Origin of the sequence: Pseudomonas sp. NY15435 (genome assembly GCF_048068295.1) — a bacterium.
GTDB lineage: Bacteria > Pseudomonadota > Gammaproteobacteria > Pseudomonadales > Pseudomonadaceae > Pseudomonas.
Genome location: NZ_JBLUQA010000013.1, coordinates 111,158 through 135,839 on the forward strand (window position 1 = coordinate 111,158; position 24,682 = coordinate 135,839).

Consider the following 24,682-nt stretch of genomic DNA (forward strand, 5'->3'; position numbering starts at 1 on the left):
TTCTGCCACAAGGACGCTCGAACAATGAAACCGGAAACCCTGGCCATCCACGCCGGCTACAGCCCCGACCCGACCACCAAGGCCGTGGCCGTGCCGATCTACCAGACCAGCTCCTACGCCTTCGACGACACCCAGCACGGTGCCGATCTGTTCGACCTGAAGGTCGCCGGCAACATCTACACGCGCATCATGAACCCCACCAACGCGGTGCTGGAGGAGCGCGTGGCCGCGCTGGAAGGCGGTGTGGCAGCACTGGCCGTGGCTTCCGGCATGGCCGCCATCACCTATGCCATCCAGACCGTCGCCGAGGCCGGCGACAATATCGTCTCGGTGGCCAAGCTCTACGGCGGCACCTACAACCTGTTCGCCCACACCCTGCCGCGCTTCGGCATCCAGACCCGCTTCGCGCCGCACGATGACATCGCCGCCCTCGAAGCGCTGATCGACGAGCGCACCAAAGCCGTCTTCTGCGAATCCATCGGCAACCCGGCGGGCAACATCGTCGATCTCCAGGCCCTGGCCGATGCCGCGCACCGCCACGGGGTGCCGCTGATCGTCGACAACACCGTCGCCACGCCGATCCTCTGCCGTCCGTTCGAACACGGCGCGGACGTCGTCGTGCACTCACTGACCAAGTACATCGGCGGCCACGGCACCAGCATCGGCGGCATCGTCGTCGACTCCGGCAAATTCCCCTGGGCCGACAACAAAGAGCGTTTCCCGCTGCTCAACACGCCTGACGCGTCCTACCACGGCGTGACCTACACCGAAGCCTTCGGTCCGGCCGCCTTCATCGGCCGTTGCCGCGTCGTGCCGCTGCGCAACACCGGCGCCGCACTCTCGCCGTTCAACGCCTTCCTCATCCTGCAGGGCCTGGAAACCCTCGCCCTGCGCATGGAGCGCCACTGCGAGAACGCGGTGAAGGTCGCGCAGTACCTGCAGTACCATCCGCAAGTCAGCTGGGTGAAATACGCCGGCCTCGCCGATCATCCCGAGCAGGAACTGGCGTTGCGCTACATGGGCGGCAAGCCCGCGTCGATCCTCTCGTTCGGCATCAAGGGCGGGCAGGAAGCGGGCGCGCGCTTCATCGACGCGCTCAAATTGGTGGTGCGTCTGGTGAACATCGGCGACGCCAAGTCCCTGGCCTGCCACCCGGCCTCCACCACCCACCGCCAGCTCAACGACGAAGAACTGGAGAAGGCCGGCGTGCCGCGCGACATGGTGCGCCTGTCCATCGGCATCGAGCATATCGACGACATCCTCGCCGACCTCGCCCAGGCGCTGGACTCCGCCAGGGCCTGATCCTGTGAAAACCGAATGAGGCGCCAGACCGGCGCCTCATTCGCGCGTCAGCGGACCTCGGCAATATCTCTTTGCCATCATTTTGCAGACGCCGTACCAGGCCTTTCCGTACAATCCCGCCCAGCGCCGACAGCCAGCGCGCCACCATACCGAACGACACGCCAGCGAACAGGGATTCGTCCGCCTTCCCCGCCCCCCGACCTCCGACCCGCCCTAAGGCGCCGGCCGGTGGCCAACTTTTTTCGCCCGTGACCATACGGTTCCGCCCAGACCTGCCGATAGGGTCTTGGCGCGGTCCGCCCGCCTGGCCCCCAACAAGAACAATCTCCGAACGGCCTGACTTCACACAACCTTTCCTGGAGATCGTCAATGAACCGCTGGATTTCCGACTTGAGCGTCAACCTCAAGTTGGCCCTGGGCTTCGGCCTGGTCCTCGCCTTCACCGCCATCCTCGCCATGGTCAGCTGGGTTGGCCTGGGCTCGCTGATCGACCGCAGCAACTGGATGAGCGACATCACTGAGCTGAACTCGCGCCTCACCAAGCTGCGCATCACTCGCCTGCAGTACATGATCGCCGACGGCGCCGAACAGGAAGCCGCCAACGTCATGAGCACCCTCGCCGACTTCAAGGCCCAGCAGCAGAAACTCCGCGCGTCCTTCGTCAGTCCCGAGAACGTGCGCATGCTCGACCAGCTCGGCGGGATCATCGCCGACTACGAAAAGTCCCTGGCCGCCATGCGCGCCGGCTACCAGAGCGCGGGCATCACCCGCCGCACCCTGCAGGACAACGCCGCCCGCGCCAACGAGCTGACCGCGCAGATCCAGCAGGACATCCTCAAGGCGCCGGCCGACGAAGAGCGCGCCACCCGCTTCCAGGCCATCGCCGGCACCCGCGAGGACTTGCTGCAGGCGCGCTATGACGTGCGCGACTACCTCGCCACCGCCCTCACCAGCAACGGCGACGGCGTAACCCGCGGCCTGGACGAAAGCATCGCCGGCTTGCCAGCCCTGGAAAGCGTGCTCGGTGTCGCCGAAGCGCCATACGTTCAGCAGCTCGGTACCGCCCTGCGCACCTACCGCGACGCCGTGCAGACCCTGCGCCAGAACATGGCCGCGATCGTCCAGGCGCGCAAGGAAATGACGACCCAGGGCCAGGACATCGTCAAGATCAGCGAAAATCTCTACCAACTGCAGCTTGATCGCCGCGACGCCGAAAGTGCCAAAGCCCGCAGCCTGCAGACCCTGGTCACCCTGCTTGCACTGGTGCTGGGCAGCATCGCCGCACTGATCATCACCCGCCAGATCACCCGCCCACTGCACGACACCATGGCGGTGGTCGACCGCATCGCCGCTGGCGACCTGTCGCAGACCATCCAGGTCACTCGCCGCGACGAGCTCGGCCGCCTGCAACAGAGCATGCAGCGCATGAGCCAGAGCCTGCGCGAGCTGATCGGCGGCATCCGCGATGGCGTCACCCAGATCGCCAGCGCCGCCGAGGAGCTCTCCGCCGTCACCGAGCAGACCAGCGCCGGCGCCAATACCCAGAAGGTCGAGACCGATCAGGTCGCCACCGCCATGCACGAGATGTCCGCCACCGTGCAGGAAGTCGCGCGCAACGCCGAGCAGGCCTCCCAGGCCGCCTCCGCCGCCGACCATCAGGCCCAGGACGGTGACCGCGTGGTGAACAAGGCCGTGGAGCAGATCGAGCGCCTGGCCGAGGAAGTCGAACGCTCCGCCGAAGCCATGCAGCGCCTGGAGCAGGAGAGCGAGAAGATCGGCAAGGTCATGGACGTGATCAAGTCGGTCGCCGAGCAGACCAACCTGCTGGCCCTCAACGCCGCCATCGAAGCTGCCCGCGCGGGCGAGGCCGGACGCGGATTCGCCGTGGTCGCCGACGAAGTACGCGGCCTGGCCCAGCGCACCCAGCAATCCACCGAAGAGATCGAAGCCCTGGTCGCCGGCCTGCAGAGCGGCACTCGCCAGGTCTCCAGCGTCATGCTCGGCAGCCGCGAGCTCACCGCCAGCAGCGTCGCCCTGAGTCGCCAGGCCGGCGATTCCCTCGGCGAGATCACCCGCACCGTCTCCAACATCCAGGCGATGAACCAGCAGATCGCCACCGCCGCCGAAGAGCAGAGCGCCGTCGCCGAGGAAATCAGCCGCAGCGTGGTGAACGTGCGCGACGTCTCCGAGCAGACGGCCTCCGCCAACGAAGAAGTCGCCGCCTCCAGCGTCGAACTCGCCCGCCTGGGTGGACAGTTGCAAACGCTGGTGAGTCATTTCCGGGTGTAATGCGCATGGGCCGGCGCTCGACGTCGGCCCATCTTCGGAAAAGCATTCAACGTACCGTTGAGATCGGACCTGCGAGGCTCCATCTTTGCTTCATAGCCTCTGGAGCCCCGCCATGTCCGATTCCCTGATCATCCCCTGCCCGAACTGCAACGGCCTCAATCGCGTGCCCGCCGCGCGCCTGGCTGACTCGCCCAGCTGCGGGCGCTGCCAGTCGCCGATCGTGCTGGATACGCCGTTCGACCTCGACGAGGCTGGCTTCGCCGCCCAGGCCAAGGGCGACCTGCCGCTGCTGGTGGACGTCTGGGCCGACTGGTGCGGGCCGTGCAAGGGCTTTGCGCCGGTGTTCGAACAAGCCGCCGCGCGACTGTCAGGCAGGGTGCGACTGGCCAAGCTGGACAGCGACGCCAACCCGAACCTCTCCACCCGCCTGGGGATTCGCTCGATTCCCAGCCTGATCCTGCTGCGCAATGGTCAGGAAGTGGCGCGTCAGAGCGGGGCGATGCCGCTGCCGCAGTTGCTCGACTGGCTGTCCCGCCAGGGCATCTGATCGCGAGCGTTTCGGTCAATCGGTGCGGTCATTGCCAGACCGCACACGCAGGCTAGGCTTGGGCAGAAAAACGGAGTACGCCCATGCCTTCCTACCCCGAAGAGTTCATCCGCCAGCTCACCGAAGAACACATCGCCTTCGTCAAGCGCACCGGCCTCAAGGCCGAGGTGCTGGAACCCGGCCACGTGCGCCTGCGCATGCCGCTCAAGGGCAACGAGAACCACATCCAGAACATGTACGCCGGCGCGCTGTTCACCGTGGCCGAACTGCCCGGTGGTGTGCTGATGCTGACCAGCTTCGACGCGCGGCGTTTCTACCCCATCGTCAAGGAGGCCGGCCTGCGCTTCCTGCGCCCCGCCGCCAGTGATGTGACGGTCGACGCGCGGCTCAGCGAGGAAGAAATCCAGCGCATCGGCGAGGAAGCCACGCACAACGGCAAGTCCGAGTTCACACTCGATCTGCAGCTGAAGGACGAAGAAGGCAACGTCGTCGCCGAAAGCCACGCCATCTATCAGCTGCGGAGTCGGTGAAAGCGGGCCATTGCCCTGCATCAAGGTGAAATTTCCTACGTGGCGCGACAGTGGAAGCGCCACAGAGGGAGCCCACCATGTACAGGAACCTGCTCGTCGCCCATGACCTCAGCGTCGAGGCGGACATTGCCGTGCGCCGCGCCGCGCAACTGGCCCGCCAGCACGGCGCCAGCGTCACGCTGCTGCATGTCATCGAGGAATTCTTCCCCGACCGCATGATGGCCACGGTGCGCGAAGCCGCCGAAGTGGCGCTGCGCGATGCGGCTCGCGCCAGTGACATCACCGACTACCAGCTGATGATTCGCCAGGGCCGTGCAGCGAACACCGTCACCGAGGCGGCACAGGAGCTGAACGCCGACCTGCTGGTGATCGGCGCGCACCACCAGCAGTTGCTGGAGCGCTTCGATGGCACCACTCTGGAGCGCATCGCCCGCCATTGCCGCGCGCCGATCCTGCTGGCCGTGGACGAATCCGCCAGACCGTATGCGAAGGCTCTTTGCGGGCTGGACCTGTCGCACTGCTCCTGCCAGGCCTGGCGCGCCGGTTATCGCCTACTGGCACCGACAGCCGAGCTGCTGGCGCTCAACGCCTACCAGCCGGGCAAGAAGGCCGATCGCGCCGGCAGCCATCTGGACACCCAGCGCGAACTGCTGCGCCAGGCGCTGCAGGACGAGCGCGCGCACGTACCACCCAATGGGCCGCAACTGCTCTGCGCGGTGCAACAGGGCACCGCCCAGCAGGCGCTGGAAACGGCGTTGCGGGAATGGACACCGGACCTGCTGGTACTCGGCAGCCGCAGCCGCGGCGCCATCGAGCAGGCCGTGCTGGGCAGCTCGACGCGCTATTTCCTGCGGCGGCCGCCCTGTGATGTGCTGATCAGCCAGTAATCGCTCAGGCTTCCAGCAGGTTGTGCAGTTCGACGAACTGCTGGGTCAGCTTGTGGCGGGGCTCGAGGAAGATCAGCGGGGTGCACGCCTGGTGCGACTCACGCATCTTCACCGAGCTCATCAGGTACACCGGCAGCACCGGCAACTCCTCTTCCACCAACTCATCGAGCAATTGCTGCGGCAGCGTGGCACGCGGCTGGAACTGGTTGACCACGATGCCTTCGACTTCCAGGTCCTCGTTGTGGTCTTCCTTCAGCTCTTCGATCTCCTGCAGCAGGCCATACAGCGCCTGGCGGGAGAAGCTATCGCAATCGAAGGGAATCAGGCAGCGATCGGCGGCGATCAACGCAGAAACGGTATAGAAGTTCAGTGCTGGCGGCGTATCCAGGTAGATCCGGTCGTAATCTTCGGCCAGCTCGTCCAGCAGTTTGCGCAGCTTGTTGATCTTGTGCTTCTGCTCAAGCTTGGGCTGCAGATCCGCGAGCTCCGGGCTGGCGGTGACGATGTGCAGGTTGTCGAAGGGCGTCTCGTAGATATCCACCTTGCCCTTGCGACTGAAAGGCCCGGACGCCAGCGTCTGCTTGAAGAAATCGGCGATGCCCACCGGCAGGTCCTCACCGGTCAGTCCGGTCAGGTAGTGCGTGGAGTTGGCCTGCGCATCCAGGTCCACCAGCAAAGTGCGGTAGCCCTCCGCTGCGCTCACTGCCGCCAGGTTGCAGGCGATGCTGGACTTGCCTACTCCGCCCTTCTGATTGAACACCACGCGTCGCATCAGCCATCCCTCCAGGAACATTCGAGTGCTGGGGGATTCTATGCAAAGCCCATGACAAGGGCGAGCGGGAAAGTCCCCGCACCCTGTCCGTCAGACGACTTCCGACGAATCGCGAGGAATCCGGGAAGGCGAAGGGTAAAATGTCCTGTCTTACTCACATGTTTGTAAGCAAAGGTTTGCCTGCCTCTACCTTGACCCGGATAATGCCGGCACTACGCCATAGCCCGTGCCGTCACAGCTCTTGGTGGATCAAGGAAGACCATTCGCCCGCAAGGGCCAACAAGAGCTCGTCGCGTGACTCAATTCAACATCGACCAGTGGAGCGCCTGGGCCCCGGGCCTGTCCACGATCTCCGACTGGCAGAGCTGGGTACGGGAAGAGCGCCTTCCTGACGCCGCCGTCCAACCGGATGTCGCCTTTCTCCCCGCCATGCAGCGCCGTCGCCTCAGCCCGCTGGCACGCATGGTGTTCAGTGTCGCCTGGCCGCTGGCCGACGGGCGGCCGCCGATGCCGCTGATCTTCGTTTCCCGCCACGGCGAAACCGGCCGCAGCCTGGAACTGCTGCGTGCTCTGGCCGTCGAACAACCGCTGTCCCCGACCCAGTTCAGTCTCTCCGTACACAATGCGGTGATAGGCCTATGGTCGATCCTGCGGCAGGACAGCAGTGAAATGACGGCGATCGCCGGCGAACGTGACGGCTTCGAGCACGGCCTCCTGGAAGCCGCCGCGCTGCTCGCCGAAGGCGCGCCGGAAGTATTGCTGGTGGTGGCCGAGGAGCTGCTGCCGGAGCTGTATTCGCCCTGGGTCGACGACGTGCCCTTCCCCTACGCCGTGGCCCTGCGCCTGCGTCCGGGGAGCGACTGGTCGCTGGAGCTATCGGAAAACGGCACGGCCCTTGCTCCGCCGTCCCACCCCAATGCCCTGGACCTGGTGCGCGCGCTGATCGAGCACACCAGCCTGATCCACCACCCCTGGAAGAAGCGTCTATGGACCTGGCAACGCAACCACTGAGCAAGCGTGCCAACGCTTGGCTGTGGCGCCTGTTCGCCACCGGCCTGTGCTTCGCCATTTTCGGTGTCGGCGGCCTGCTGCTGCGGGTGCTGGTATTCCCCCTGCTGGCGCTGCTGCCTGGCGACGCCCTGCGCCGCCGCACCCGCGCGCGCCACACGGTAAGCCGGCTGTTCTGGCTGTTCGTGCAGATCATGCAGCGCAGCGGCGTGCTCACCTATGAAGTGGAAGGCATCGAGCGCCTGGGCCGGCCGGGGCAGATGGTGATCGCCAACCACCCCTCACTGATCGACGTAGTGTTCCTCATCGGTTTGATCCGCGACGCCAACTGCGTGGTGAAGCAAAGCCTGCTCGCCAACCCCTTCACCCGCGGCCCGGTGACGGCGGCGCAGTACATCAGCAACAACGGCAGCATGGACATGTTCGATGAGGCCGTGGGCGCCCTGCAGCAGGGGCAGACCCTGATCGTCTTCCCCGAAGGCACCCGCACCACGCCAGGCAAGCCCCCCGAATTCCACCGCGGCGCGGCGTCCATCGCCCTGCGCGGCGCCAGCTCGATCACCCCGGTGACCATCACCGTCACCCCGACCACCCTGACCAAGGCCGAGCCCTGGTACAGCATTCCTGCCCGGCGCGTGCACTTCCGGCTGCGCGTCGGCGACGACCTGGACCCACAGGTCTTTGCCAGCCAGGGCCCCGCCCCGGCTGCCTCACGCCGGCTCAATGCCTTCCTGCACCAGTATTTCACCAAGGAGCTCGCAAGAGATGAGCGATCTGCAACTGGAGATTAAACAGCTGATCATCGATGCCCTCGGCCTCGAAGATATCGGCCCTGATGACATCGGCGCCGACGACGCGCTGTTCGGCGACGGCCTCGGCCTGGACTCGGTCGACGCCCTGGAACTGGGCCTGGCCATCCAGAAACGCTACGGCATCAAGATCGATGCCGATGCCAAGGACACCCGCCAGCACTTCGCCAATGTGGCAAGCCTGGCCGCCTTCGTGACCGCCCAGAAAGCCGCCTGAGATCGCCGACCATGCAAACCCGTGAGGACATTTTCAACACCCTGCGCGACGCCCTGGTCGAGTTGTTCGAACTGGAGCCTGCGCAGATCAGCCTCGACGCCAACCTGTACGAGGACCTGGAGATCGACAGCATCGACGCCGTTGACCTGATCGATCACTTGAAACGCCACACCGGCAAGAAGATCGCCGCCGAGGAGTTCAAGTCTGTGCGCACCGTGGGCGATGTAGTCGAAGCAGTCTATCGCCTGGCCAACCCATGACACGCATGGTCGGGCTCGGCCTGCTGCTGGCCGGGCTGCTCTACCCGTTTGCGATCTACTTCGGCATCGATCACCTGTCGCCGAAGTTCTTCGCCCTGCTGCTGGGTGGTTTGTGGTTCGCCCGCAGCCTGGGCAGCGGGCAGCGACCGGGACAACGCTGGATGTCCCTGGCCGCCGTGCTCTTCTGCATCGCGCTGTGGCTGGTCAATGAGCCGCATCTGCTGCGCTGGTACCCGGTGCTGATCAGCGCCGGCCTGCTGTGCCTGTTCGCCCTGAGCCTGAAGTTCGGCCCGCCGCTGGTGGAGCGCCTGGCGCGCCTGCGCGAGCCTGAACTGCCGCCCCATGCGGTGCGCTACACGCGCCAGGTGACGCAGGTATGGGTGCTGTTTTTCCTGGGCAACGGCCTGATCGCCGCGGCCCTCACGCTGTGGGCGCCACTGGCCTGGTGGACGCTGTACAACGGCCTGATTTCCTACCTGCTGATGGGCGTGCTGTTCGCCGTCGAGTGGCTGGTGCGGCAACGGGTCAGAGGTCAAGGATGAAACCGATTTCCCTCGCCCGGCTGCTGCTGGAACTGCCCGCCGAGCGCACGCTGGCGCTGGAACCGGCGCTGCTCGCCGGCAACTTCTTGCAGCGCGTTTGCGCGGTCGCCGGAGCCCTGCGCCAGCGCAATGCCCGATGCGTGGCGATCCACCTGGAAGACGCCGCCGAACTGGCAATTGCCCTCTACGCGACGTGGCTGGCGGGTGCCGAAGCGGTGCTGCCGGCGGACAACCTCGCCCACAGCCGCGAACGCCTTGCCCCACAGATCGACGCCTGGATCGGCGACCAGCCGGGCGACCTCGATCTTGCCGAGCTGAACGGGCCATCCCTTGCGCCCGCCGAGCTTGACCTCGACAGTTGCCGGCTGGCTCTCAGCACCTCCGGCTCCACCGGCGAGCCCAAGCTGATCGGCAAGTCCCTGCGCCAGCTGAGCAACGAAGTGCGGGTGCTGGACAACCTCTGGGGCGCGGAGCTGGGCGATGCGCACATCCTCGGCAGCGTCGCCGCGCAGCACATCTACGGCCTGCTGTTCCGCGTGCTCTGGCCGCTGTCCGCCGGCCGCGCCTTCCTGCGCCGGCAGATCGCCTTCCCCGAAGACCTGCAACGTCACAGCCTCGCGCAACCGCGCTTCGCCTGGGTTGGCAGCCCGGCGCTGCTCAAGCGCATGGGCGACAACCTCGACTGGCCGGCGCTGCGCCCGGTAGTGCGGGTTTTCTCCTCCGGCGGCCCGCTGCCGGCCGAAGCCGCCGAACTGCTGCATGCGCGCCTCGGCCAGGCCCCGACGGAAATCTACGGCAGCTCCGAAACCGGTGGCATCGCCTGGCGCCAGGGTGGCCAGCTATGGCAGCCGTTCGATGGCGTGACCTTGAGCCAGGACGAAAACGGCGCACTGCGCATCGAATCGACCTACCTGCCGCCCGGCGAAACCGAGCAAACGGCCGATGCTGCGCGCCTCGGCGCCGACGGCCGCTTCGAGCTGCTGGGCCGGCTGGACCGCATCGTCAAACTGGAAGAAAAACGCATTTCCCTGCCGCAACTGGAAGCGGCGCTGGCGAAACATCCCTTCGTCAGCGAGGCGCGCCTGGGCGTGGTGCAGGAGAACCGCGCCAGCCTCGGCGCACTGGTCGCCCTGAGCGACGTTGGCCTGCATGAGCTGCGCAATGGCGGTCGCCGCGCGCTGACCCAACGCCTGCGCGAACACCTCGCCGACCACTGCGAAGCCCTCGCCCTGCCGCGCCGCTGGCGCCTGCTGCGGCGCCTGCCGGGCAACGCCCAGGGCAAGCTGCCGCAAAGCCTGGTGGACGAATTGCTGCACGCCCCGCGCAGCCGCGACCCCGAGGTGCTCGCGCATCATGAGGCAGACGGCGAACAGCGCTTTGAGCTGGAAATCCCGCTGGACCTCGCCTACTTCCCCGGCCACTTCCCCAAGGCGCCCGTGCTGCCCGGCGTGGTGCAGGTGCAGTGGGCACAGCAACTGGGTCGCCAGGTGTTCGACCTGCCACCACGCTTCGGCGGCATGGAAGTGCTGAAATTCCAGCAACTGCTGCGGCCGGGTGATCTCTGCCAGCTGTCGCTGCGCTGGGATGCCGAGCGCGGCAAGCTGTACTTCGCCTTCACCCGCGGCGAGGCGACCTGCTCCTCCGGGCGCATCCTGCTGGGAGCGGACGCATGAACACGCGCCCCTGCGCAGTGATTCCGGTGTACAACCACGAGCACGCGCTGCCGCAAGTGGTCGCCGAACTGCTCACTGCCGGGCTGCCTTGCGTGCTGGTGGACGACGCCTCCAGCCGCGAGTGCGCGACGGTGATGGACCTGCTCGCCGAAGTCCGCGACACGTACCTGGTGCGCCTGCCGGTGAACCAGGGCAAGGGCGGCGCGGTAATGGCCGGTCTGCGCGAAGCCGCGCGACTGGGCTTTACCCACGCGCTGCAGGTGGATGCCGACGGCCAGCATGACCTGGGCGACGTGCAGCGCTTCCTCCGCACTTCACGCGAGCACCCCGAGGCGCTGGTCTGCGGCTATCCGCAGTACGACGAGAGCGTGCCCAAGGGCCGTCTCTACGCGCGCTACCTGACCCACGTGTGGGTGTGGATCAACAGCCTGTCGCTGTCGATCCGCGACGGCATGTGCGGCTTCCGCGTCTACCCGCTCACGCCCACGCTCAAGCTCATCGACAGCACCACGCTGGGCAAGCGCATGGACTTCGACCCGGAAATCCTCGTCCGCCTGGCCTGGCGCAACCAGCCGATGCAATGGCTGCCCACCAGGGTGCACTACCCGCTGGACGGCCTCTCGCACTTCCGCCTGTTCCACGACAACGCGCTGATTTCCTCCATGCATGCCCGGCTGTTCTTCGGCATGCTCTGGCGCTCGCCGGCCATCCTCTGGCGCCGCCTGCGGAGTGCTGCGTGAGCGCGCAGCACTGGGCGCAGCAGCGCGAGCGCGGCAGCCTGCTGCTGATGCGCTTCACCGCCTGGGCGGCGCGCACGCTGGGCCGCCGCCTGCTGTCGCCGCTGCTGCATCTGATCGTGCTGTATTTCTTCCTCTTCGGCGCCCGCGCACGCAGCGCCATTCGCGAGTACCAACAGCGTCTGGCACAGCACAGCGGTGACGCTTCGCTGAGCCCGACCACCGGCCGCGTATTCGGCCAGTTCATGGCCTTCGCCGATGCAATCCTCGACAAGCTGGACGTCTGGGCAGGCCGCCTGGACCTCGCCAGCATCGAGCTGAACGACCCGCACAACCTGCGCGCGCAGTTGCGCAGCGGCCGTGGCCAGCTACTGGTGGGCGCGCACCTGGGCAACCTCGAAGTCTGTCGGGCGCTGGCCGAACTGGGCGAGAAGGTGCGCATGAACGTGCTGGTGCACACCCGCCACGCCGAGCAATTCAACAAGCTACTGGGCGAGTCCGGCGCCAGCCACCTGCGGCTGATCCAGGTGAGCGAGCTGGACCCGGCGATCATGCTGCAGCTCTCCCAGCGCCTGGACGCTGGCGAATGGCTGGCGATCGCCGGCGACCGCATTCCGCTGCATGGCGGGCGCAATGTCGAGGTGGATTTCCTCGGTGCGCCGGCCGCCTTCCCGCAAGGCCCGTGGCTGCTCGCAGGGCTCCTGCAATGCCCGGCCAACCTGATGTTCTGCCTCAAGGAAGAAGGCCGCTACCGCGTGCACCTGGAACCCTTTGCCGAGCGCATCCAGTGGCGCCGCAGCGACCGCGCCGCGGTCCTGAAAGACTGGACCCAGCGCTATGCCCAACGCCTGGAACACTACTGCCTGCGCGCGCCGCAGCAGTGGTTCAACTTCTATCCGTTCTGGAAAGCCCATGACGACAGCCACTGAAGCGCCGGTTTTCGGCCAAGGCCACCTGAGCATCGAGCAGATCGTCGCCCTCGCCGAGCGCCGCGTTGACAGCCGCCTGGACGACGACGACGAGTTCCGCGCGCGCATCGCCCGTGGCGCGCAGTTCCTCGACACCCTGCTGGACAAGGAAGGCGTGATCTACGGCGTGACCACCGGCTACGGTGATTCCTGCGTGGTAGCCGTGCCGCTGGAGCACGTCGAGGCGCTGCCGCAGCACCTGTTCACCTTCCACGGCTGCGGCCTGGGCAAACTGCTCGATCCACAGGCTACCCGCGCCGTACTGGCCGCGCGCCTGCGCTCGTTGAGCCACGGGGTTTCCGGCGTGCGCCTGGAGCTGCTGGAGCGTCTGCACGCCTTCCTTGAACACGACATCCTGCCGCTGATCCCGGAAGAGGGCTCGGTGGGCGCCAGCGGCGATCTCACGCCGCTGTCCTACGTCGCCGCCACACTCGCCGGCGAGCGCGACGTGCTCTGGCGCGGCGAGCGCCGCAGCGCCGCCGACGTGCACGCCGAGCTGGGCTGGCAGCCGCAGGTACTGCGGCCCAAGGAAGCGCTGGCATTGATGAATGGCACCGCGGTGATGACCGGCCTCGCCTGCCTCGCCTATGTGCGCGCCGACTACCTGCTCAAGCTGGCCACGCGCATCACCGCGCTGAACGTGATCGCCCTGCAGGGCAACCCGGAGCATTTCGACGAGCGCCTGTTCGCCGCCAAGCCGCATCCGGGGCAGATGCAGGTCGCTGCCTGGATTCGCCAGGACCTCGCCATCGATGCGCCAACGCCGCCGCTGCACCGCTTGCAGGATCGCTATTCGCTGCGTTGCGCGCCCCACGTGCTGGGCGTGCTGGCCGATAGCCTGGGCCTGCTGCGGCAGTTCATCGAGATCGAACTGAACAGCGCCAACGACAACCCGATCATCGACGCCGAGGACGAGCGCGTGCTCCACGGCGGGCACTTCTACGGCGGCCATATCGCCTTCGCCATGGACAGCCTGAAGAACCTCGTCGGCAACGTCGCCGACCTGCTCGACCGGCAGCTCGCGCTGCTGGTGGACACCCGCTACAACCACGGCCTGCCGAGCAACCTTTCGGGGGCGCCGGCCGACCGCGCAATGATCAACCACGGTTTCAAGGCCGTGCAGATCGGCGCCAGCGCCTGGACCGCCGAGGCGCTGAAGAACACCCTGCCGGCCAGCGTGTTCTCGCGCTCCACCGAGTGCCACAACCAGGACAAGGTGAGCATGGGCACCATCGCCGCGCGCGATGCCCTGCGCAGCCTGGAGCTGACCGAACAGGTCGCCGCCGCCACGCTGCTGGCCGCGCAGCAGGGCGTCTGGCTACGTTGCAACGAAGCCGGCTCGCGCCCGCTGCCGGCACCACTGGGCGGCATGCATGAGCAATTGGCGAAGGACTTCCCCCCGCTGATCGAGGACCGCGCCCTCGAAGGCGAACTGCGCCTGTGCCTGGAGCGCATCCGCGCGCGCCACTGGAGGCTCTATGCGTAAGGCCGGTGTACTGCAGGCCGAGGTGGAAATCCTCGTGCCGTTCTTCGACGTGGACATGATGGAAGTGGTCTGGCACGGCCATTACGTCAAATACCTGGAAGTGGCGCGCTGCGCACTGCTCGACAAGCTCGACCACAACTACTCGCAGATGCGCGAGGCGGGCTATGCCTGGCCGGTGATCGACCTGCAGCTGCGCTACGTGCGCGGCGCGCGCTTCGGCCAGCGCATCAGCGTGCGCGCCGACCTGGTGGAGTGGGAGAACCGCCTGAAGATCAACTACCTGATCAGCGATGCCGAAACCGGCGAGCGCCTGACCCGCGCCAGCAGCAGCCAGGTGGCGGTGGAAATCGCCAGCCGCGAGATGCAGATGGCCTCCCCGCCGGTGTTCATCGCCGCCGTACAGCGCGCGCTGGAGGCCGAAGCATGTTGAAGCGCGCCCTGCTGGTCTGCGGCCTGATGCTGGCTCCGCTGGCCCACGCCTTCGACCTGCCGCAACTGGCCGCTCAGTTGGGCAAGCCGGCCGTGGTGCGTGGCGAGTTCGTCCAGGAGAAGCACCTGCGCTCCCTGCCACAACCGCTGGTGAGCAAGGGGCATTTCGTCCTCGCCAAGCAGCACGGTTTGCTCTGGCTGTTGCAGACGCCGTTGAAGCAGGACTACCGCATTGACGACAAGGGCATCGCCCGGCGCGACGCCAGCGGCTGGCAGCAACTGCCGCAACGCAGCGCCAGCGCGCAGCAGAACCGCCTGTTCCTCGCCGTGCTGGAAGGCGATAGCAGCGGCCTGCAACGCGACTTCGACCTTGCCCTGAGCGGCGAGTCGAACGACTGGAAACTGACCCTCACGCCACGTGCCGTGCTGCTCAAGCAGATCTTCGACAGCATCGAGATCGCCGGCGGAGAACTGGTGCAGCGCATCGAACTGCACGAAGCCCAAGGCGACCGCACTGTGCTGCGCATGACCAGCAGCCAGCCCGGCGACAGCCTGACCGAAGCGGAGCGCGCAGACTTTGCCCGCTGAGCGGCCGCAGTGGCTGCCACGCCTGGTGATCGCCGGGCTGCTGGCGCTACTCGCCCTCGCGGCCTGGCAATGGCGCCAAGGCCCACCACTGAGCACCGACCTGCTGGAGCTGGTACCCGGCAACAGCCGTGACGCTTTGCAGAAGCAGGCCGAGCAGCGCATGCAGGAGCCGCTCAACCGCGAGCTGATCGTGCTGGTCGGCTACCCCGAGCGCGACACCGCCATCGCCCGCGCCCGCAAGCTGGCCGAGCACTGGCAAGCCAGCGGCCTCTACGAGAAAGTGCAGTGGGGCGTGCAGGCGGACCTGCCGGCGCTGCGCGAACAGCTGCGCGATGGCCGCCTCGCCCTGCTCAACAGCGATGATCGCCAGCAGCTCACAAGCGCCCCCGCCGCGTTCATCCAGCAGCGCGTGGAGCAACTCTTCGATCCCTTCTCCGGTTTCGGCCTGGTGCCCAATGACCAGGACTGGTTCGGTCTCGCCCTGCGCATCCAGCATCACCAGCCGCTGACAGCCAAGGTGCAGCTGGATATCGGCAGCGGCGCGCTGATCGCTGAAGCCGACGGCCGCAGTTGGGTGCTGCTGCGCGCCCGCACCCGTGCCGATGCCTTCGACATGAACCTGCCGCGCGCCGTGGCAGCGCAGATCGCCGAGGCCCGCGAACTGTTGACCGGTGAGGGCGGGCAGATGGTCGCCGCCAGCGGTCTGCTGTATGCCGCCGATGGCCAGCGCCAGGCCAGCCGCGAGATGACCTGGGTCGGCGGCGGTGCGGCGCTGGGCACGTTGCTCCTGCTGCTGCTCGCCTTCCGTCGTGTTCGCGCGCTGCTGGCCTTCCTCCCGGTGCTGGTCGGCGTGCTGGCCGGCGCCACCGCGTGCATCGCGCTGTTCGGCAAGGTCAACCTGCTCACGCTGGTGCTCGGTGCGAGCCTGATCGGCGTCGCTTCGGACTACCCACTGCATTACCTCTCCAAAGCCTGGAATCTGAATCCATGGCAGCCATGGCAGGCGCTGCGGCTGAGTCATCGCGGGCTGCTGCTGAGCCTGCTGACCAACCTGATCGGCTATCTCGCCCTGGCCTGCACACCCTTCCCGGCGCTGACCCAGGTGGCGACTTTCTCGGTGGCCGGCCTGCTCGCCGCCTACCTCTGCGTGATCGGCCTGCTGCCGCTGCTGCTGAGCGGCAACGCCATCGCCCCGCAACCTCTGCTGCTGTCGCTGGGTGATCGGCTGATGAAGGCGCGTCAGTCGCTGCTCAAGCACACCAGCAGCTGGTCGCTGCTCATCGTGGTCGCACTCTTCTGCGCCGGCGGGCTGTGGCAGTTGCAGATCAAGAACGACCTGCGCCAATGGCTGGGCAGCCAGCCGCAATTGCTCAGCGAAGCCCAGGCCGTCGCTCGCATCACCGGGTATCAGCCCACCAGCCAGTTCTTCCTGGTGCGCGCCACCGATGAAACCCAGTTGCTGCAGCGTCAGGCCGAACTGGCCGCGCGGCTGGACAAGCTGGTCGCCTCCGGCCAGCTCACGGGCTATCTCGCGCTCAACCAGCTGCTCGCCACCGCACAGCAGCAACAGCAGGCTCGCGAAGCCCTGCGCCAGCTGCCGCAGCACTGGCAGGCGCTGATCGACCTGGGCATTCCGCAAGCCGCTCTGCAAGCCGAGTTGGATCAGCTGGAAAAACTCCCGGAGCAATCACTCGACCAGGCCCTGAAAGGCCCGCTGGGCGAACCCTGGCGGCCGCTGTGGCTGGGCACGGCGGATGGCGGCGTAGCCGGGCTGGTGAGCCTGCAGGGGCTGTCCGATGCCGGCGTGCTGGCCGAGCAGGCGACGGGACTGGACGGCGTGCAGCTGGTGGATCGACTCGGCGAACTGAACCGCCTGTTCGCCGCCACCCAGGTCAGCGCCACCGAACTCAAACTGCTCTCCTGCGTGCTGATTTTCGCCGTCCTGCTCAAACCCTTCGGCCCGCGCGGCGCCCTGCGCATCGTCCTGCTACCACTGCTGGCGGCCCTGTGCAGCCTCGCCAGCCTCGGCTGGCTGGGCCAGCCGCTGACCCTGTTCAGCCTGTTCGGCCTGCTGCTGGTGACCGCCATTGGCGTGGATTACACGATCCTCATGCGCGAGCGCGTTGGCGGTGCAGCGGTTAGCCTGATCGGCGTGCTGCTGGCGGCCATCACCACCTGGCTATCGTTCGGCCTGCTGGCACTGTCCAGCACACCGGTGATCAGCAACTTCGGCCTGGCCGTGGGCCTGGGCCTGGCGTTCTGCTTCCTGTTCTGTCCCTGGGCGGAAGAAAGCCACCGAGAAGGAGCCCCGGCGTGCTGACGGTCCTGTTCTGGCTGGCGATGCCGCCGCTGTTCGCCCTCGCGGTGATCGGCGGGCGTCGCCTGCGCCTGCTGCCCATCGTCAGCCAGTTGCTGGTGGCCGGCCTGCTGTTGCCAGCGCTGTTCGTGGTGCTGCAAGGCCATGGCTTCGAGGTACGCACACTGGTCACCGCGCCCTGGCTCAAGCCGCTCTATGACATCGGTTTTGCGCTGCTGCTGGGGCACATCCTGAGCGACGTGATCGACCTCGACGTCAGCCGCCAGAGCCTGAAGATCGCCCTGCCCAGCTTTGCCGTACCGCTGGCCTGCGGCATGGCCACCGCCTGGTGGCTGCTGGGCGTGCGCGAAGGCATGAGCGTACTGGGCATCGGCCTGCTGTTCTCGATCACGGCGATCCCGGTGCTCTACCTGTTCCTGCGCAATATCGAGTATCCCGAGGACGCCACGCGCCGCCTGATGCACGCGGCGGTGCTGATGGACTTGTGGTGCTGGAGCCTGTTCGGGCTGGCGCAGGGCAGCAGCGATCCGAGCCAATTGGTTTGGCCGCTGCTGGCGGGGGTTGCGCCGTTGCTGCTGCGCCTGTTGCGAGTGCGCCACGCGCTGGCCTACAGCCTGCCGTTCTTCGGCCTGATGATCGCCTTCCAGCACTGGCATCTGAACACCCTGGTGTTCGCCATCACCTGGCTGATGGCCCAGGCAGCAGTGCGCCAACCATTCCGCCTGCCGACTTCCCCGCAGGTTGCGCTAGCGCTGCAGAACTACCTGCTGGTGCCGCTGGTGCTGGCCTTCGGCATCCTGCAGATCGATTTCCACAACGCGCTCTCCGGTTACTCCTGGCTGTACCTCGGCGCGCTGCTGGCGTTGCCGGTGCTCAGCAAGCTGGCCGGCAGCTGGCTCGGCCTGCGCTGGGCGCTGCCGGGTGCAAGCCTCCCCGAGCTGTGGAAGGAAAGCCTGCTGCTGAACATTCGCGGGCTGACCGAGATCGTCTTTCTCAACCTGCTGTTCCAGCAGGGCCACATCGACTCGCTGCTGTATTTCAGCCTGCTGCTGATGAGCCTGTTCGCCACCCTGCTGCCCGCTCTCTGCGGCGTGCGCCGCCCGCATGCCACTCCCGTTTCCAAGGATCACGCCCCGGCAAGGAGCCCTTCTGATGCCCGCCCCTGAACTGCAACAACGCACCGTCGTCGTCATCGGCGCGGGCCCTTCCGGCGCCATCGCCGCCGCGCTGCTCAAGCGCAAGGGCCACGACGTACTAGTGCTCGAGCGCCAGCGCTTCCCGCGCTTCTCCATCGGCGAGAGCCTGCTGTCGCACTGCCTGGACTTCGTCGAGGAAGCCGGGATGCTCGACGCAGTGCTGACCGCTGGTTTCCAGACCAAGCACGGCGCGGCGTTCGGCTGGGGCGAGCGCTACACCGACTTCGACTTCCGCGACAAATTCACCGAGGGCAAGGGCAGCACCTTCCAGGTCCAGCGTGCGCGCTTCGACCAACTGCTGGCCGACCAGACCGAACTGCAGGGCGTGGAAATCCGCTACGAGGAAGAGATCGTCGCCGCTGACTTCGATGGCGCCTGCCCGCGCCTGCGCGTACGCCGCCTGGACGGCAGCGAGTACGAAGTGGAATGCGCCTTCGTCCTCGACGCCAGCGGCTATGGGCGAGTCCTGCCGCGCCTGCTCGACCTGGAGGCACCGTCAGGCTTCCCGGTACGTCGCGCGGTGTTCACGCACATCGAAGACCGCATCGACGCGCCGCACTTCGACCGCGAGAAGATCCTCATCAGCATCCATCCCGAAGAACGCGGCATCTGGTACTGGACCATCCCCTTCAGCGATGGCCGCACCTCCGTCGGTGTAGTCGCCGAGGACCGCCACTTCGAAGGCAAGCTGGATGACCTGGACGCCTGCCTGAAAGGCTTCTTCGAGGCCGCGCCGAACCTGCGCCCGCTGCTGAAGAACGCCGTGTGGGACACCCCGGCGCGTACCCTCGGCGGCTACTCGGCGAACGTCAAGCGCTTGGCCGGGCCGGGCTTCGCCCTGCTGGGCAACGCCGCGGAATTCCTCGACCCGGTGTTCTCCTCCGGCGTCACCATCGCCATGCGCTCCTCCAGCATGGCGGCCAACCTGCTCGACCGTCAGCTCAAGGGCGAGACGGTGGACTGGGAAGGCGATTTCGCCCGGCCGCTCAAGCGTGGCGTGGACACCTTCCGCGCCTACGTCGAGGGCTGGTACGACGGCAGCTTCCAGGACGTGATCTTCTACGAGAAGGCCGATCCGGAAATCCGCCGGATGATCTGTTCCATCCTCGCCGGCTACGCCTGGGACACGCGCAATCCCTTCGTCGCCGAACCGCAGCGCCGCCTGCGAGTGCTCTCCGAAATCTGCGCCAGCCAAGGACAAGGACTGTCATGACCCGCCCCGCCTCCACCTACGTCGAAGAAACCCGTTTCGGTTTCTGGTTCCTGCAGAGCCATACCTGGCAGCACCATGTGCTGCGCGTGGCGATCAACGACCTCAAGCGCCTGGCCAGCTGGGACATCCCGGCCAACCCGGTGCTGCTGGACGCAGGCTGCGGCCAGGGCCGCTCGTTCCGCCTGCTGCGCGATGCCTTCAGGCCGGGCCGCATGATCGGCCTCGACGCCGATCCGCACAGCCTCGACTGCTCGGCGGTGGAAGCCGCGCGGGAGAACATCGAGGTGGAGCTGAACTGCGCCGACTGCGCCGACCTGATGCTGCCCTCGGCCAGCGTCGACATCCTCTTCTGCCACCAGACCTTCCACCACCTGGTGGAGCAGGAGCGCGCCCTGGAAGAGTTCTGGCGCGTGCTCAAGCCGGGCGGCCTGCTGCTGTTCGCCGAATCCACCGAGGCGTACATCGATACCTGGGTGATCCGCTGGTTCTTCCGCCACCCGATGCACGTGCAGAAGAGCGCCGCGCAATACCTGCAGATGCTCCGCGAGCAGGGCTTCGAATTCAGCGAGAAGAACGTCTCCTACCCTTACCTGTGGTGGAGCCGCGCCAAGGACTTCGGCCTGCTGGAACGCTGGGGTCTGCGCAAGCCCAAGCCGTTCGGCCAGCGCGAGGAAACCCTGGTCAACGCCGTGGTGCGCAAGCCGCTGGAGAGCCGCTGAACATGACCCGCTGGCTGAGTCTCGCCTTCGTCCTGCTGCTGGCCGGTTGCGCCCAGCACGCGCCGTTACCCTCCGCGTTGCCGCCGCTGGCGACGCCGTTGCAGCTGCACATCCAGCGCGCACAGGGGGGATCTTCACAGGACTGGCTGCTGGTGATCCAGCAGGAAGGCGGGGCGCTGCGCTGGTCGCTGATCGACCCGCTCGGCATCCCGCTGTCGCGCCAGTTGCTGCGTGACGGAGAATGGAGCAACGACGGCCTGCTGCCGCCTAACCCCGAAGCGCGCGAACTGTTCGCCGTGCTGCTGTTCGCGCTGACGCCGGAGGATCAGCTTGCCGCGCGCTATCGGGCCAATGACTACCGGACGGACGGCGCCACGCGCCATCTGCAACAGCGCTGGAAGATCACTTACCGTTCGGCGCAGGATTTCACCCTGGAATCCGCCGACACCCGTTACCAGGTGACGCCCCTAAACACCGAGAGCGCCGCTCCATGACCGCCACCTACCTGAACGAGCTGGGCCTGATCTGCGCCCTTGGCAACGACCGCCGCGAAGTAGCCGCCGCGCTGCTGGCCGGGGAGTCTGCCGGCATGCAGGTACAGGCCGGCTGGGTGCCGGGCAGGAGCCTGCCGGTGGGCAGCGTGAAGGCGCGCCTGGCGGCCATTGCCGAGCAGCGCCACGACACCCGCAACAACCGCCTGCTGCTGGCCGCCGCGACGCAGATCGACCCGGCCATCCGCGCGGCCATCCAGCGCTATGGCGCCGCGCGCGTGGCGGTTGTGCTGGGCACCAGCACCTCGGGAATCCAGGAAACCACCCAGGGCATCCGTCATCACACCCTCCACGGTCAGTTGCCCGAAGGCTTCCATTACTCGCACCAGGAGTTGTCGAACCCGGCGGTCTACCTCGCCGAACACTATGCGCTGGCCGGTCCGAGCTACGTGATCTCCACCGCCTGCACTTCCAGCGGCCGCGCCCTGCAGAGCGCGCGTCGACTGCTGAACCTGGGGCTGTGCGACGCGGTGTTGTGCGGCGGCGTGGACAGTCTGTGCGAGCTGACGCTCAATGGCTTTGGCGCGCTGGAGGCGGTCAGCGACGAGCGCTGCAACCCGTTCTCGGCCAATCGCAAGGGCATCAATATCGGCGAAGGCGCCGCGCTGTTCCTGATGACCCGCGAGCCCGGCGCCATGGCGCTGCTGGGCGCCGGCGCCAGCTCCGACGCCCACCATATCTCCGCGCCTGAGCCGCAAGGCCGGGGCGCCCGTGAGGCCATGCGCAAGGCACTGGCCGAGGCGAAACTCGACGCCACGCAGATCGCCTACCTGAACCTGCACGGCACCGCGACCACCCACAACGACGCCATGGAAAGCCTCGCCGTCAGCGCCGAATTTCCCCACGGAGTGCCGTGCTCCTCGACCAAACCGCTCTCCGGGCATACCCTCGGCGCCGCCGGCGCGCTGGAAGCGGCGTTCTGCTGGCTGCTGCTGGGCGAGCACAACCCGGACAAGCGCCTGCCGCCGCAGCGCTGGGACGGCGTGACCGACCCGCTGCTGCCGGCACTGCAACTGGTAGGCGAAGACGCGCCGCGACTGCCGTCCACTGGCCCGCTCTACCTGATGAGCAATTCGTTCGCCTTCGGCGGCAACAACATCAGCCTGATCCTGGGCGAGATGAGCAATGAGTCTGGAGTGACCCGATGATCGACTGGCCGATCGCCTCCCTGCTGCCCCATGCGGGCGACATGATCCTCATCGACGAAGTGCTCGACTTCGGCGACGAGGACATCCGCACGCGCCTGACGGTGCGCCCGGGCGGGCTGTTCAACGAGGCCGACGGCAGCCTGCCGGCCTGGGTCGGCGTGGAGCTGATGGCGCAAAGCGTCGCCGCCTATGCCGGCTGCCAGGCGCGCTCGCGCGCAGAGCCGGCGGAGCTGGGCTTCCTCCTCGGCACCCGCCAGTACCAGTGCAACGTAGCGAGCTTCCCCGCCGGGGCCGACATCACCATCCATGCCATCCGCACCCTGCAGGACGACAATGGCATGGGCGTCTTCGAATGCCATCTGGAAGGCCCGGGCATCCAGGCGCTCGCGCGCCTGACCGTGTTCCGTCCGCCGGAAGTGGCAAGCTATCTACAAGAACCCGCTCCCGAGGCTCCAGAACAGAGAGCCGGGAGCCGAAAGAGCCAAGCGCATGACTGATTCCATCCTCGTAACCGGCTCCAGCCGCGGCATCGGCCGCGCCATCGCCCTGCGACTGGCCCAGGCCGGCTTTGATATCGTGCTGCACTGCCGCAGCGGCCGTGCCGAAGCCGAGGCCGTACAGAGCGAGATCCAGGCCCTGGGCCGCAGCGCTCGCGTGCTGCAATTCGACGTGGCCGACCGCGAAGCCGCGCGCACCCTCCTCGAAGCCGACGTGGAAACCCACGGCGCCTATTACGGCGTGGTGTGCAACGCCGGCCTGACCCGCGACGGCGCCTTCCCGGCGCTGACCGAGGAGGACTGGGACCAGGTGCTGCGCACCAACCTCGACGGTTTCTACAACGTCCTGCACCCGGTGATCATGCCGATGATCCGCCGCCGCCAGCCGGGGCGCATCGTCTGCATCACCTCGGTCTCCGGGCTGATCGGCAACCGCGGCCAGGTCAACTACAGCGCCTCGAAAGCCGGCGTGATCGGCGCCGCCAAGGCGCTGGCGATCGAACTGGGCAAACGCAGGATCACCGTGAACTGCGTGGCGCCGGGATTGATCGACACCGCCATGCTGGATGAGCAGGTGCCGGTGGAGGAAATCCTCAAGATGATCCCCGCCCAGCGCATGGGCACCCCGGAAGAAGTCGCCGGCGCGGTGAATTTCCTGATGTCGGCCGAGGCCGGCTACATCACCCGTCAGGTGCTGGCGGTCAACGGAGGGTTGTGCTGATGAAGCGCGTGGTCATCACCGGCATGTCCGGCATCACATCCCTGGGTTCGGACTGGGCGAGCATCGCGGCCAACTTCAGCGCCAACCGGAGCGGCATCCGCCGCATGGACGAGTGGGATCGCTTCACCGAGCTGAACACCCGCCTGGCCGGCCCGGTGCTGGATTTCACCGTGCCCAAGCACTGGACCCGCAAGCAGCTGCGCAGCATGGGGCGCGTCTCGCGTCTGTCGGTGGGCGCCGCCGAACGCGCGCTGGCTGACGCCGGCCTGCTCGACGATGAATCCATCCGCGACGGTCGCATGGGCGTGGCCTGCGGCTCATCCACCGGTAGCACCGACGAGATCAAGGCGTTCGGCAACATGCTGCTGAACTCGGTGGCCGACGGCCTCAATGCCAACTCCTACGTACGCATGATGCCGCACACCACGGCGGCGAATATCAGCATCTTCTTCGGCCTCAAGGGCCGGGTGATCCCCACGTCCAGCGCCTGCACCAGCGGCAGCCAGGGCATCGGCTACGCCTACGAGGCGATCCGCTTCGGCCGCCTGCCGCTGATGCTCGCCGGCGGTGCCGAGGAGCTCTGCCCAACCGAAGCCATGGTGTTCGATGCGCTCTACGCCACCAGCCTGAAGAACGACGCCCCGCACAGCACACCGCGTCCTTATGACAGCGGCCGGGATGGCCTGGTGATCGGTGAGGGCGCCGGCATGCTGGTACTCGAGGAACTGGAGCACGCCCTGGCCCGCGGCGCGCGCATCCATGCCGAGATCGTCGGCTTCGGCAGCAATGCCGACGGCCAGCACACCACCCGCCCGGAGCAGACGACCATGCGCCGCGCGATGGAACTGGCGCTGGAAGACGCCGGCCTGCACGCCGATGCCATCGGCTATGTGAATGGCCACGGCACCGCCACCGAGCAGGGCGACATCGCCGAGACCCTGGCCACCAGCGAACTGTTCGGAAAGCGCATGCCGATCAGCTCGCAGAAGAGTTTCCTGGGCCACACTCTGGGAGCGTGCGGCGCGCTGGAGTCGTGGTTCAGCATCGAGATGATGAACCACGACCGCTACATGCACACCCTGAACCTGGACGAGATCGACCCGCGCTGCGGCGACCTCGATTACCTGCGGGGCGAGCCACGCGCGATGAGCCACGAGTACGTGATGAACAACAACTTCGCCTTCGGCGGGATCAATACGTCGCTGATCTTCCGCCGCTGGCGCTGAGTCATTTTCACCACCCAAGCGCAACGATACTGCCCAACGACACTGCAAGG

26 protein-coding genes are annotated in these 24,682 nt (G+C 67.0%); 25 read left to right on the forward strand and 1 reads right to left on the reverse strand.

The genetic code is table 11. The features are described from left to right. Nucleotides 1-24: 24 nt before the first annotated feature. The 5 genes from ACNFH5_RS25560 (at nucleotide 25) to ACNFH5_RS25580 (ending at nucleotide 5,555) form a co-directional block, all read left to right on the forward strand. A complete protein-coding gene (locus ACNFH5_RS25560) occupies nucleotides 25-1,302 on the forward strand; it encodes a bifunctional O-acetylhomoserine aminocarboxypropyltransferase/cysteine synthase (RefSeq protein WP_416750892.1) in 1,278 nt (425 codons plus the stop codon). A gap of 504 nt (nucleotides 1,303-1,806) precedes the next feature. Continuing rightward, nucleotides 1,807-3,591, forward strand: a complete 1,785-nt coding sequence (locus tag ACNFH5_RS25565) for a methyl-accepting chemotaxis protein (protein WP_416751066.1) — start codon at nucleotides 1,807-1,809, stop codon at nucleotides 3,589-3,591. A 112-nt stretch (nucleotides 3,592-3,703) separates the two neighbouring features. Continuing rightward, nucleotides 3,704-4,138, forward strand: coding sequence for a thioredoxin TrxC (gene trxC / locus ACNFH5_RS25570; protein WP_416750894.1), 435 nt, complete (start codon nucleotides 3,704-3,706; stop codon nucleotides 4,136-4,138). A gap of 83 nt (nucleotides 4,139-4,221) precedes the next feature. Continuing rightward, entirely contained in the window at nucleotides 4,222-4,668 is a 447-nt protein-coding gene (locus tag ACNFH5_RS25575; RefSeq protein ID WP_416750896.1) for a YiiD C-terminal domain-containing protein, read from the forward strand. A 77-nt stretch (nucleotides 4,669-4,745) separates the two neighbouring features. Next, nucleotides 4,746-5,555 carry a universal stress protein gene (locus tag ACNFH5_RS25580; RefSeq protein ID WP_416750899.1) on the forward strand — a complete coding sequence of 270 codons (810 nt, stop codon included), beginning with the start codon at nucleotides 4,746-4,748 and terminating at the stop codon, nucleotides 5,553-5,555. Nucleotides 5,556-5,559: 4 nt separating this feature from the next. Here the strand turns inward: ACNFH5_RS25580 and ACNFH5_RS25585 are convergent, their stop codons facing one another. Further along, nucleotides 5,560-6,327 (reverse strand): ParA family protein, encoded by a 768-nt coding sequence (locus ACNFH5_RS25585; protein ID WP_416750901.1) that lies wholly within the window; start codon nucleotides 6,325-6,327, stop codon nucleotides 5,560-5,562. Nucleotides 6,328-6,621: 294 nt separating this feature from the next. Here ACNFH5_RS25585 and ACNFH5_RS25590 point away from each other — a divergent pair, with 294 nt between their 5' ends. The 20 genes from ACNFH5_RS25590 to ACNFH5_RS25685 are packed head-to-tail and all read left to right on the forward strand — an operon-like array spanning nucleotide 6,622 to nucleotide 24,632. Then, nucleotides 6,622-7,338: a beta-ketoacyl synthase chain length factor gene (locus ACNFH5_RS25590; RefSeq protein WP_416750903.1), complete on the forward strand. Its 717-nt coding sequence runs from the start codon at nucleotides 6,622-6,624 to the stop codon at nucleotides 7,336-7,338. Continuing rightward, nucleotides 7,314-8,126 carry a lysophospholipid acyltransferase family protein gene (locus ACNFH5_RS25595; protein ID WP_416750905.1) on the forward strand — a complete coding sequence of 271 codons (813 nt, stop codon included), beginning with the start codon at nucleotides 7,314-7,316 and terminating at the stop codon, nucleotides 8,124-8,126. Before ACNFH5_RS25590 ends, ACNFH5_RS25595 begins: the two co-directional genes overlap by 25 nt. Further along, nucleotides 8,101-8,361, forward strand: coding sequence for a phosphopantetheine-binding protein (locus ACNFH5_RS25600; protein ID WP_205337846.1), 261 nt, complete (start codon nucleotides 8,101-8,103; stop codon nucleotides 8,359-8,361). Before ACNFH5_RS25595 ends, ACNFH5_RS25600 begins: the two co-directional genes overlap by 26 nt. Before the next feature lie 11 nt (nucleotides 8,362-8,372). Next, nucleotides 8,373-8,621 (forward strand): acyl carrier protein, encoded by a 249-nt coding sequence (locus tag ACNFH5_RS25605; protein ID WP_416750908.1) that lies wholly within the window; start codon nucleotides 8,373-8,375, stop codon nucleotides 8,619-8,621. After that, nucleotides 8,618-9,163, forward strand: a complete 546-nt coding sequence (locus tag ACNFH5_RS25610; RefSeq protein ID WP_416750910.1) for a hypothetical protein — start codon at nucleotides 8,618-8,620, stop codon at nucleotides 9,161-9,163. Before ACNFH5_RS25605 ends, ACNFH5_RS25610 begins: the two co-directional genes overlap by 4 nt. After that, entirely contained in the window at nucleotides 9,160-10,836 is a 1,677-nt protein-coding gene (locus ACNFH5_RS25615) for an AMP-binding protein (RefSeq protein WP_416750912.1), read from the forward strand. The genes ACNFH5_RS25610 and ACNFH5_RS25615 overlap by 4 nt, the downstream gene beginning before the upstream one ends. Continuing rightward, nucleotides 10,833-11,576, forward strand: coding sequence for a glycosyltransferase family 2 protein (locus ACNFH5_RS25620; protein WP_416750914.1), 744 nt, complete (start codon nucleotides 10,833-10,835; stop codon nucleotides 11,574-11,576). The genes ACNFH5_RS25615 and ACNFH5_RS25620 overlap by 4 nt, the downstream gene beginning before the upstream one ends. A 47-nt stretch (nucleotides 11,577-11,623) precedes the next feature. Continuing rightward, nucleotides 11,624-12,502 carry a glycosyl transferase gene (locus ACNFH5_RS25625; protein ID WP_416751068.1) on the forward strand — a complete coding sequence of 293 codons (879 nt, stop codon included), beginning with the start codon at nucleotides 11,624-11,626 and terminating at the stop codon, nucleotides 12,500-12,502. Beyond that, nucleotides 12,486-14,027 carry an HAL/PAL/TAL family ammonia-lyase gene (locus ACNFH5_RS25630; protein ID WP_416750916.1) on the forward strand — a complete coding sequence of 514 codons (1,542 nt, stop codon included), beginning with the start codon at nucleotides 12,486-12,488 and terminating at the stop codon, nucleotides 14,025-14,027. The genes ACNFH5_RS25625 and ACNFH5_RS25630 overlap by 17 nt, the downstream gene beginning before the upstream one ends. After that, complete coding sequence (locus tag ACNFH5_RS25635) at nucleotides 14,020-14,457, forward strand: acyl-CoA thioesterase (protein ID WP_416750918.1); 438 nt, start codon at nucleotides 14,020-14,022, stop codon at nucleotides 14,455-14,457. The genes ACNFH5_RS25630 and ACNFH5_RS25635 overlap by 8 nt, the downstream gene beginning before the upstream one ends. Continuing rightward, complete coding sequence (locus tag ACNFH5_RS25640) at nucleotides 14,451-15,044, forward strand: outer membrane lipoprotein carrier protein LolA (protein ID WP_416750920.1); 594 nt, start codon at nucleotides 14,451-14,453, stop codon at nucleotides 15,042-15,044. Before ACNFH5_RS25635 ends, ACNFH5_RS25640 begins: the two co-directional genes overlap by 7 nt. Then, entirely contained in the window at nucleotides 15,034-17,364 is a 2,331-nt protein-coding gene (locus tag ACNFH5_RS25645) for an MMPL family transporter (protein ID WP_416750922.1), read from the forward strand. Before ACNFH5_RS25640 ends, ACNFH5_RS25645 begins: the two co-directional genes overlap by 11 nt. Then, nucleotides 17,358-18,527, forward strand: a complete 1,170-nt coding sequence (locus tag ACNFH5_RS25650; RefSeq protein ID WP_416750924.1) for a sodium:proton antiporter — start codon at nucleotides 17,358-17,360, stop codon at nucleotides 18,525-18,527. Before ACNFH5_RS25645 ends, ACNFH5_RS25650 begins: the two co-directional genes overlap by 7 nt. Beyond that, a complete protein-coding gene (locus tag ACNFH5_RS25655; protein WP_416750926.1) occupies nucleotides 18,514-19,770 on the forward strand; it encodes an NAD(P)/FAD-dependent oxidoreductase in 1,257 nt (418 codons plus the stop codon). Before ACNFH5_RS25650 ends, ACNFH5_RS25655 begins: the two co-directional genes overlap by 14 nt. Continuing rightward, entirely contained in the window at nucleotides 19,767-20,489 is a 723-nt protein-coding gene (locus ACNFH5_RS25660; protein WP_416750928.1) for a class I SAM-dependent methyltransferase, read from the forward strand. Before ACNFH5_RS25655 ends, ACNFH5_RS25660 begins: the two co-directional genes overlap by 4 nt. A gap of 2 nt (nucleotides 20,490-20,491) precedes the next feature. Beyond that, complete coding sequence (locus tag ACNFH5_RS25665) at nucleotides 20,492-20,983, forward strand: hypothetical protein (protein ID WP_416750930.1); 492 nt, start codon at nucleotides 20,492-20,494, stop codon at nucleotides 20,981-20,983. Next, nucleotides 20,980-22,188 carry a beta-ketoacyl-[acyl-carrier-protein] synthase family protein gene (locus tag ACNFH5_RS25670; protein ID WP_416750932.1) on the forward strand — a complete coding sequence of 403 codons (1,209 nt, stop codon included), beginning with the start codon at nucleotides 20,980-20,982 and terminating at the stop codon, nucleotides 22,186-22,188. Before ACNFH5_RS25665 ends, ACNFH5_RS25670 begins: the two co-directional genes overlap by 4 nt. Next, the gene (locus ACNFH5_RS25675; protein ID WP_416750934.1) at nucleotides 22,185-22,685 is read left to right on the forward strand and encodes a hotdog family protein; all 501 of its coding nucleotides are present in this window, start codon (nucleotides 22,185-22,187) and stop codon (nucleotides 22,683-22,685) included. Before ACNFH5_RS25670 ends, ACNFH5_RS25675 begins: the two co-directional genes overlap by 4 nt. Further along, the gene (fabG, locus tag ACNFH5_RS25680) at nucleotides 22,678-23,406 is read left to right on the forward strand and encodes a 3-oxoacyl-ACP reductase FabG (RefSeq protein ID WP_416750936.1); all 729 of its coding nucleotides are present in this window, start codon (nucleotides 22,678-22,680) and stop codon (nucleotides 23,404-23,406) included. Before ACNFH5_RS25675 ends, fabG begins: the two co-directional genes overlap by 8 nt. Next, the gene (locus ACNFH5_RS25685; protein WP_416750937.1) at nucleotides 23,406-24,632 is read left to right on the forward strand and encodes a beta-ketoacyl-ACP synthase; all 1,227 of its coding nucleotides are present in this window, start codon (nucleotides 23,406-23,408) and stop codon (nucleotides 24,630-24,632) included. The genes fabG and ACNFH5_RS25685 overlap by 1 nt, the downstream gene beginning before the upstream one ends. Nucleotides 24,633-24,682: the final 50 nt, after the last annotated feature.

Bases quoted from the DNA above. Each gene is read 5' to 3' on its own strand.
- ACNFH5_RS25595 (WP_416750905.1), top strand. From the start codon at position 7,314: ATGGACCTGGCAACGCAACCACTGAGCAAGCGTGCCAACGCTTGGCTG.
- ACNFH5_RS25615 (WP_416750912.1), top strand. From the start codon at position 9,160: ATGAAACCGATTTCCCTCGCCCGGCTGCTGCTGGAACTGCCCGCCGAG.
- ACNFH5_RS25560 (WP_416750892.1), top strand. From the start codon at position 25: ATGAAACCGGAAACCCTGGCCATCCACGCCGGCTACAGCCCCGACCCG.
- ACNFH5_RS25600 (WP_205337846.1), top strand. From the start codon at position 8,101: ATGAGCGATCTGCAACTGGAGATTAAACAGCTGATCATCGATGCCCTC.
- ACNFH5_RS25565 (WP_416751066.1), top strand. From the start codon at position 1,807: ATGAGCGACATCACTGAGCTGAACTCGCGCCTCACCAAGCTGCGCATC.
- trxC (WP_416750894.1), top strand. From the start codon at position 3,704: ATGTCCGATTCCCTGATCATCCCCTGCCCGAACTGCAACGGCCTCAAT.
- ACNFH5_RS25575 (WP_416750896.1), top strand. From the start codon at position 4,222: ATGCCTTCCTACCCCGAAGAGTTCATCCGCCAGCTCACCGAAGAACAC.
- ACNFH5_RS25670 (WP_416750932.1), top strand. From the start codon at position 20,980: ATGACCGCCACCTACCTGAACGAGCTGGGCCTGATCTGCGCCCTTGGC.
- ACNFH5_RS25625 (WP_416751068.1), top strand. From the start codon at position 11,624: ATGCGCTTCACCGCCTGGGCGGCGCGCACGCTGGGCCGCCGCCTGCTG.
- ACNFH5_RS25685 (WP_416750937.1), top strand. From the start codon at position 23,406: ATGAAGCGCGTGGTCATCACCGGCATGTCCGGCATCACATCCCTGGGT.
- ACNFH5_RS25630 (WP_416750916.1), top strand. From the start codon at position 12,486: ATGACGACAGCCACTGAAGCGCCGGTTTTCGGCCAAGGCCACCTGAGC.
- ACNFH5_RS25620 (WP_416750914.1), top strand. From the start codon at position 10,833: ATGAACACGCGCCCCTGCGCAGTGATTCCGGTGTACAACCACGAGCAC.
- ACNFH5_RS25640 (WP_416750920.1), top strand. From the start codon at position 14,451: ATGTTGAAGCGCGCCCTGCTGGTCTGCGGCCTGATGCTGGCTCCGCTG.
- ACNFH5_RS25635 (WP_416750918.1), top strand. From the start codon at position 14,020: ATGCGTAAGGCCGGTGTACTGCAGGCCGAGGTGGAAATCCTCGTGCCG.
- fabG (WP_416750936.1), top strand. From the start codon at position 22,678: ATGACTGATTCCATCCTCGTAACCGGCTCCAGCCGCGGCATCGGCCGC.
- ACNFH5_RS25655 (WP_416750926.1), top strand. From the start codon at position 18,514: ATGCCCGCCCCTGAACTGCAACAACGCACCGTCGTCGTCATCGGCGCG.
- ACNFH5_RS25660 (WP_416750928.1), top strand. From the start codon at position 19,767: ATGACCCGCCCCGCCTCCACCTACGTCGAAGAAACCCGTTTCGGTTTC.
- ACNFH5_RS25665 (WP_416750930.1), top strand. From the start codon at position 20,492: ATGACCCGCTGGCTGAGTCTCGCCTTCGTCCTGCTGCTGGCCGGTTGC.
- ACNFH5_RS25610 (WP_416750910.1), top strand. From the start codon at position 8,618: ATGACACGCATGGTCGGGCTCGGCCTGCTGCTGGCCGGGCTGCTCTAC.
- ACNFH5_RS25605 (WP_416750908.1), top strand. From the start codon at position 8,373: ATGCAAACCCGTGAGGACATTTTCAACACCCTGCGCGACGCCCTGGTC.
- ACNFH5_RS25585 (WP_416750901.1), bottom strand. From the start codon at position 6,327: ATGCGACGCGTGGTGTTCAATCAGAAGGGCGGAGTAGGCAAGTCCAGC.
- ACNFH5_RS25675 (WP_416750934.1), top strand. From the start codon at position 22,185: ATGATCGACTGGCCGATCGCCTCCCTGCTGCCCCATGCGGGCGACATG.
- ACNFH5_RS25580 (WP_416750899.1), top strand. From the start codon at position 4,746: ATGTACAGGAACCTGCTCGTCGCCCATGACCTCAGCGTCGAGGCGGAC.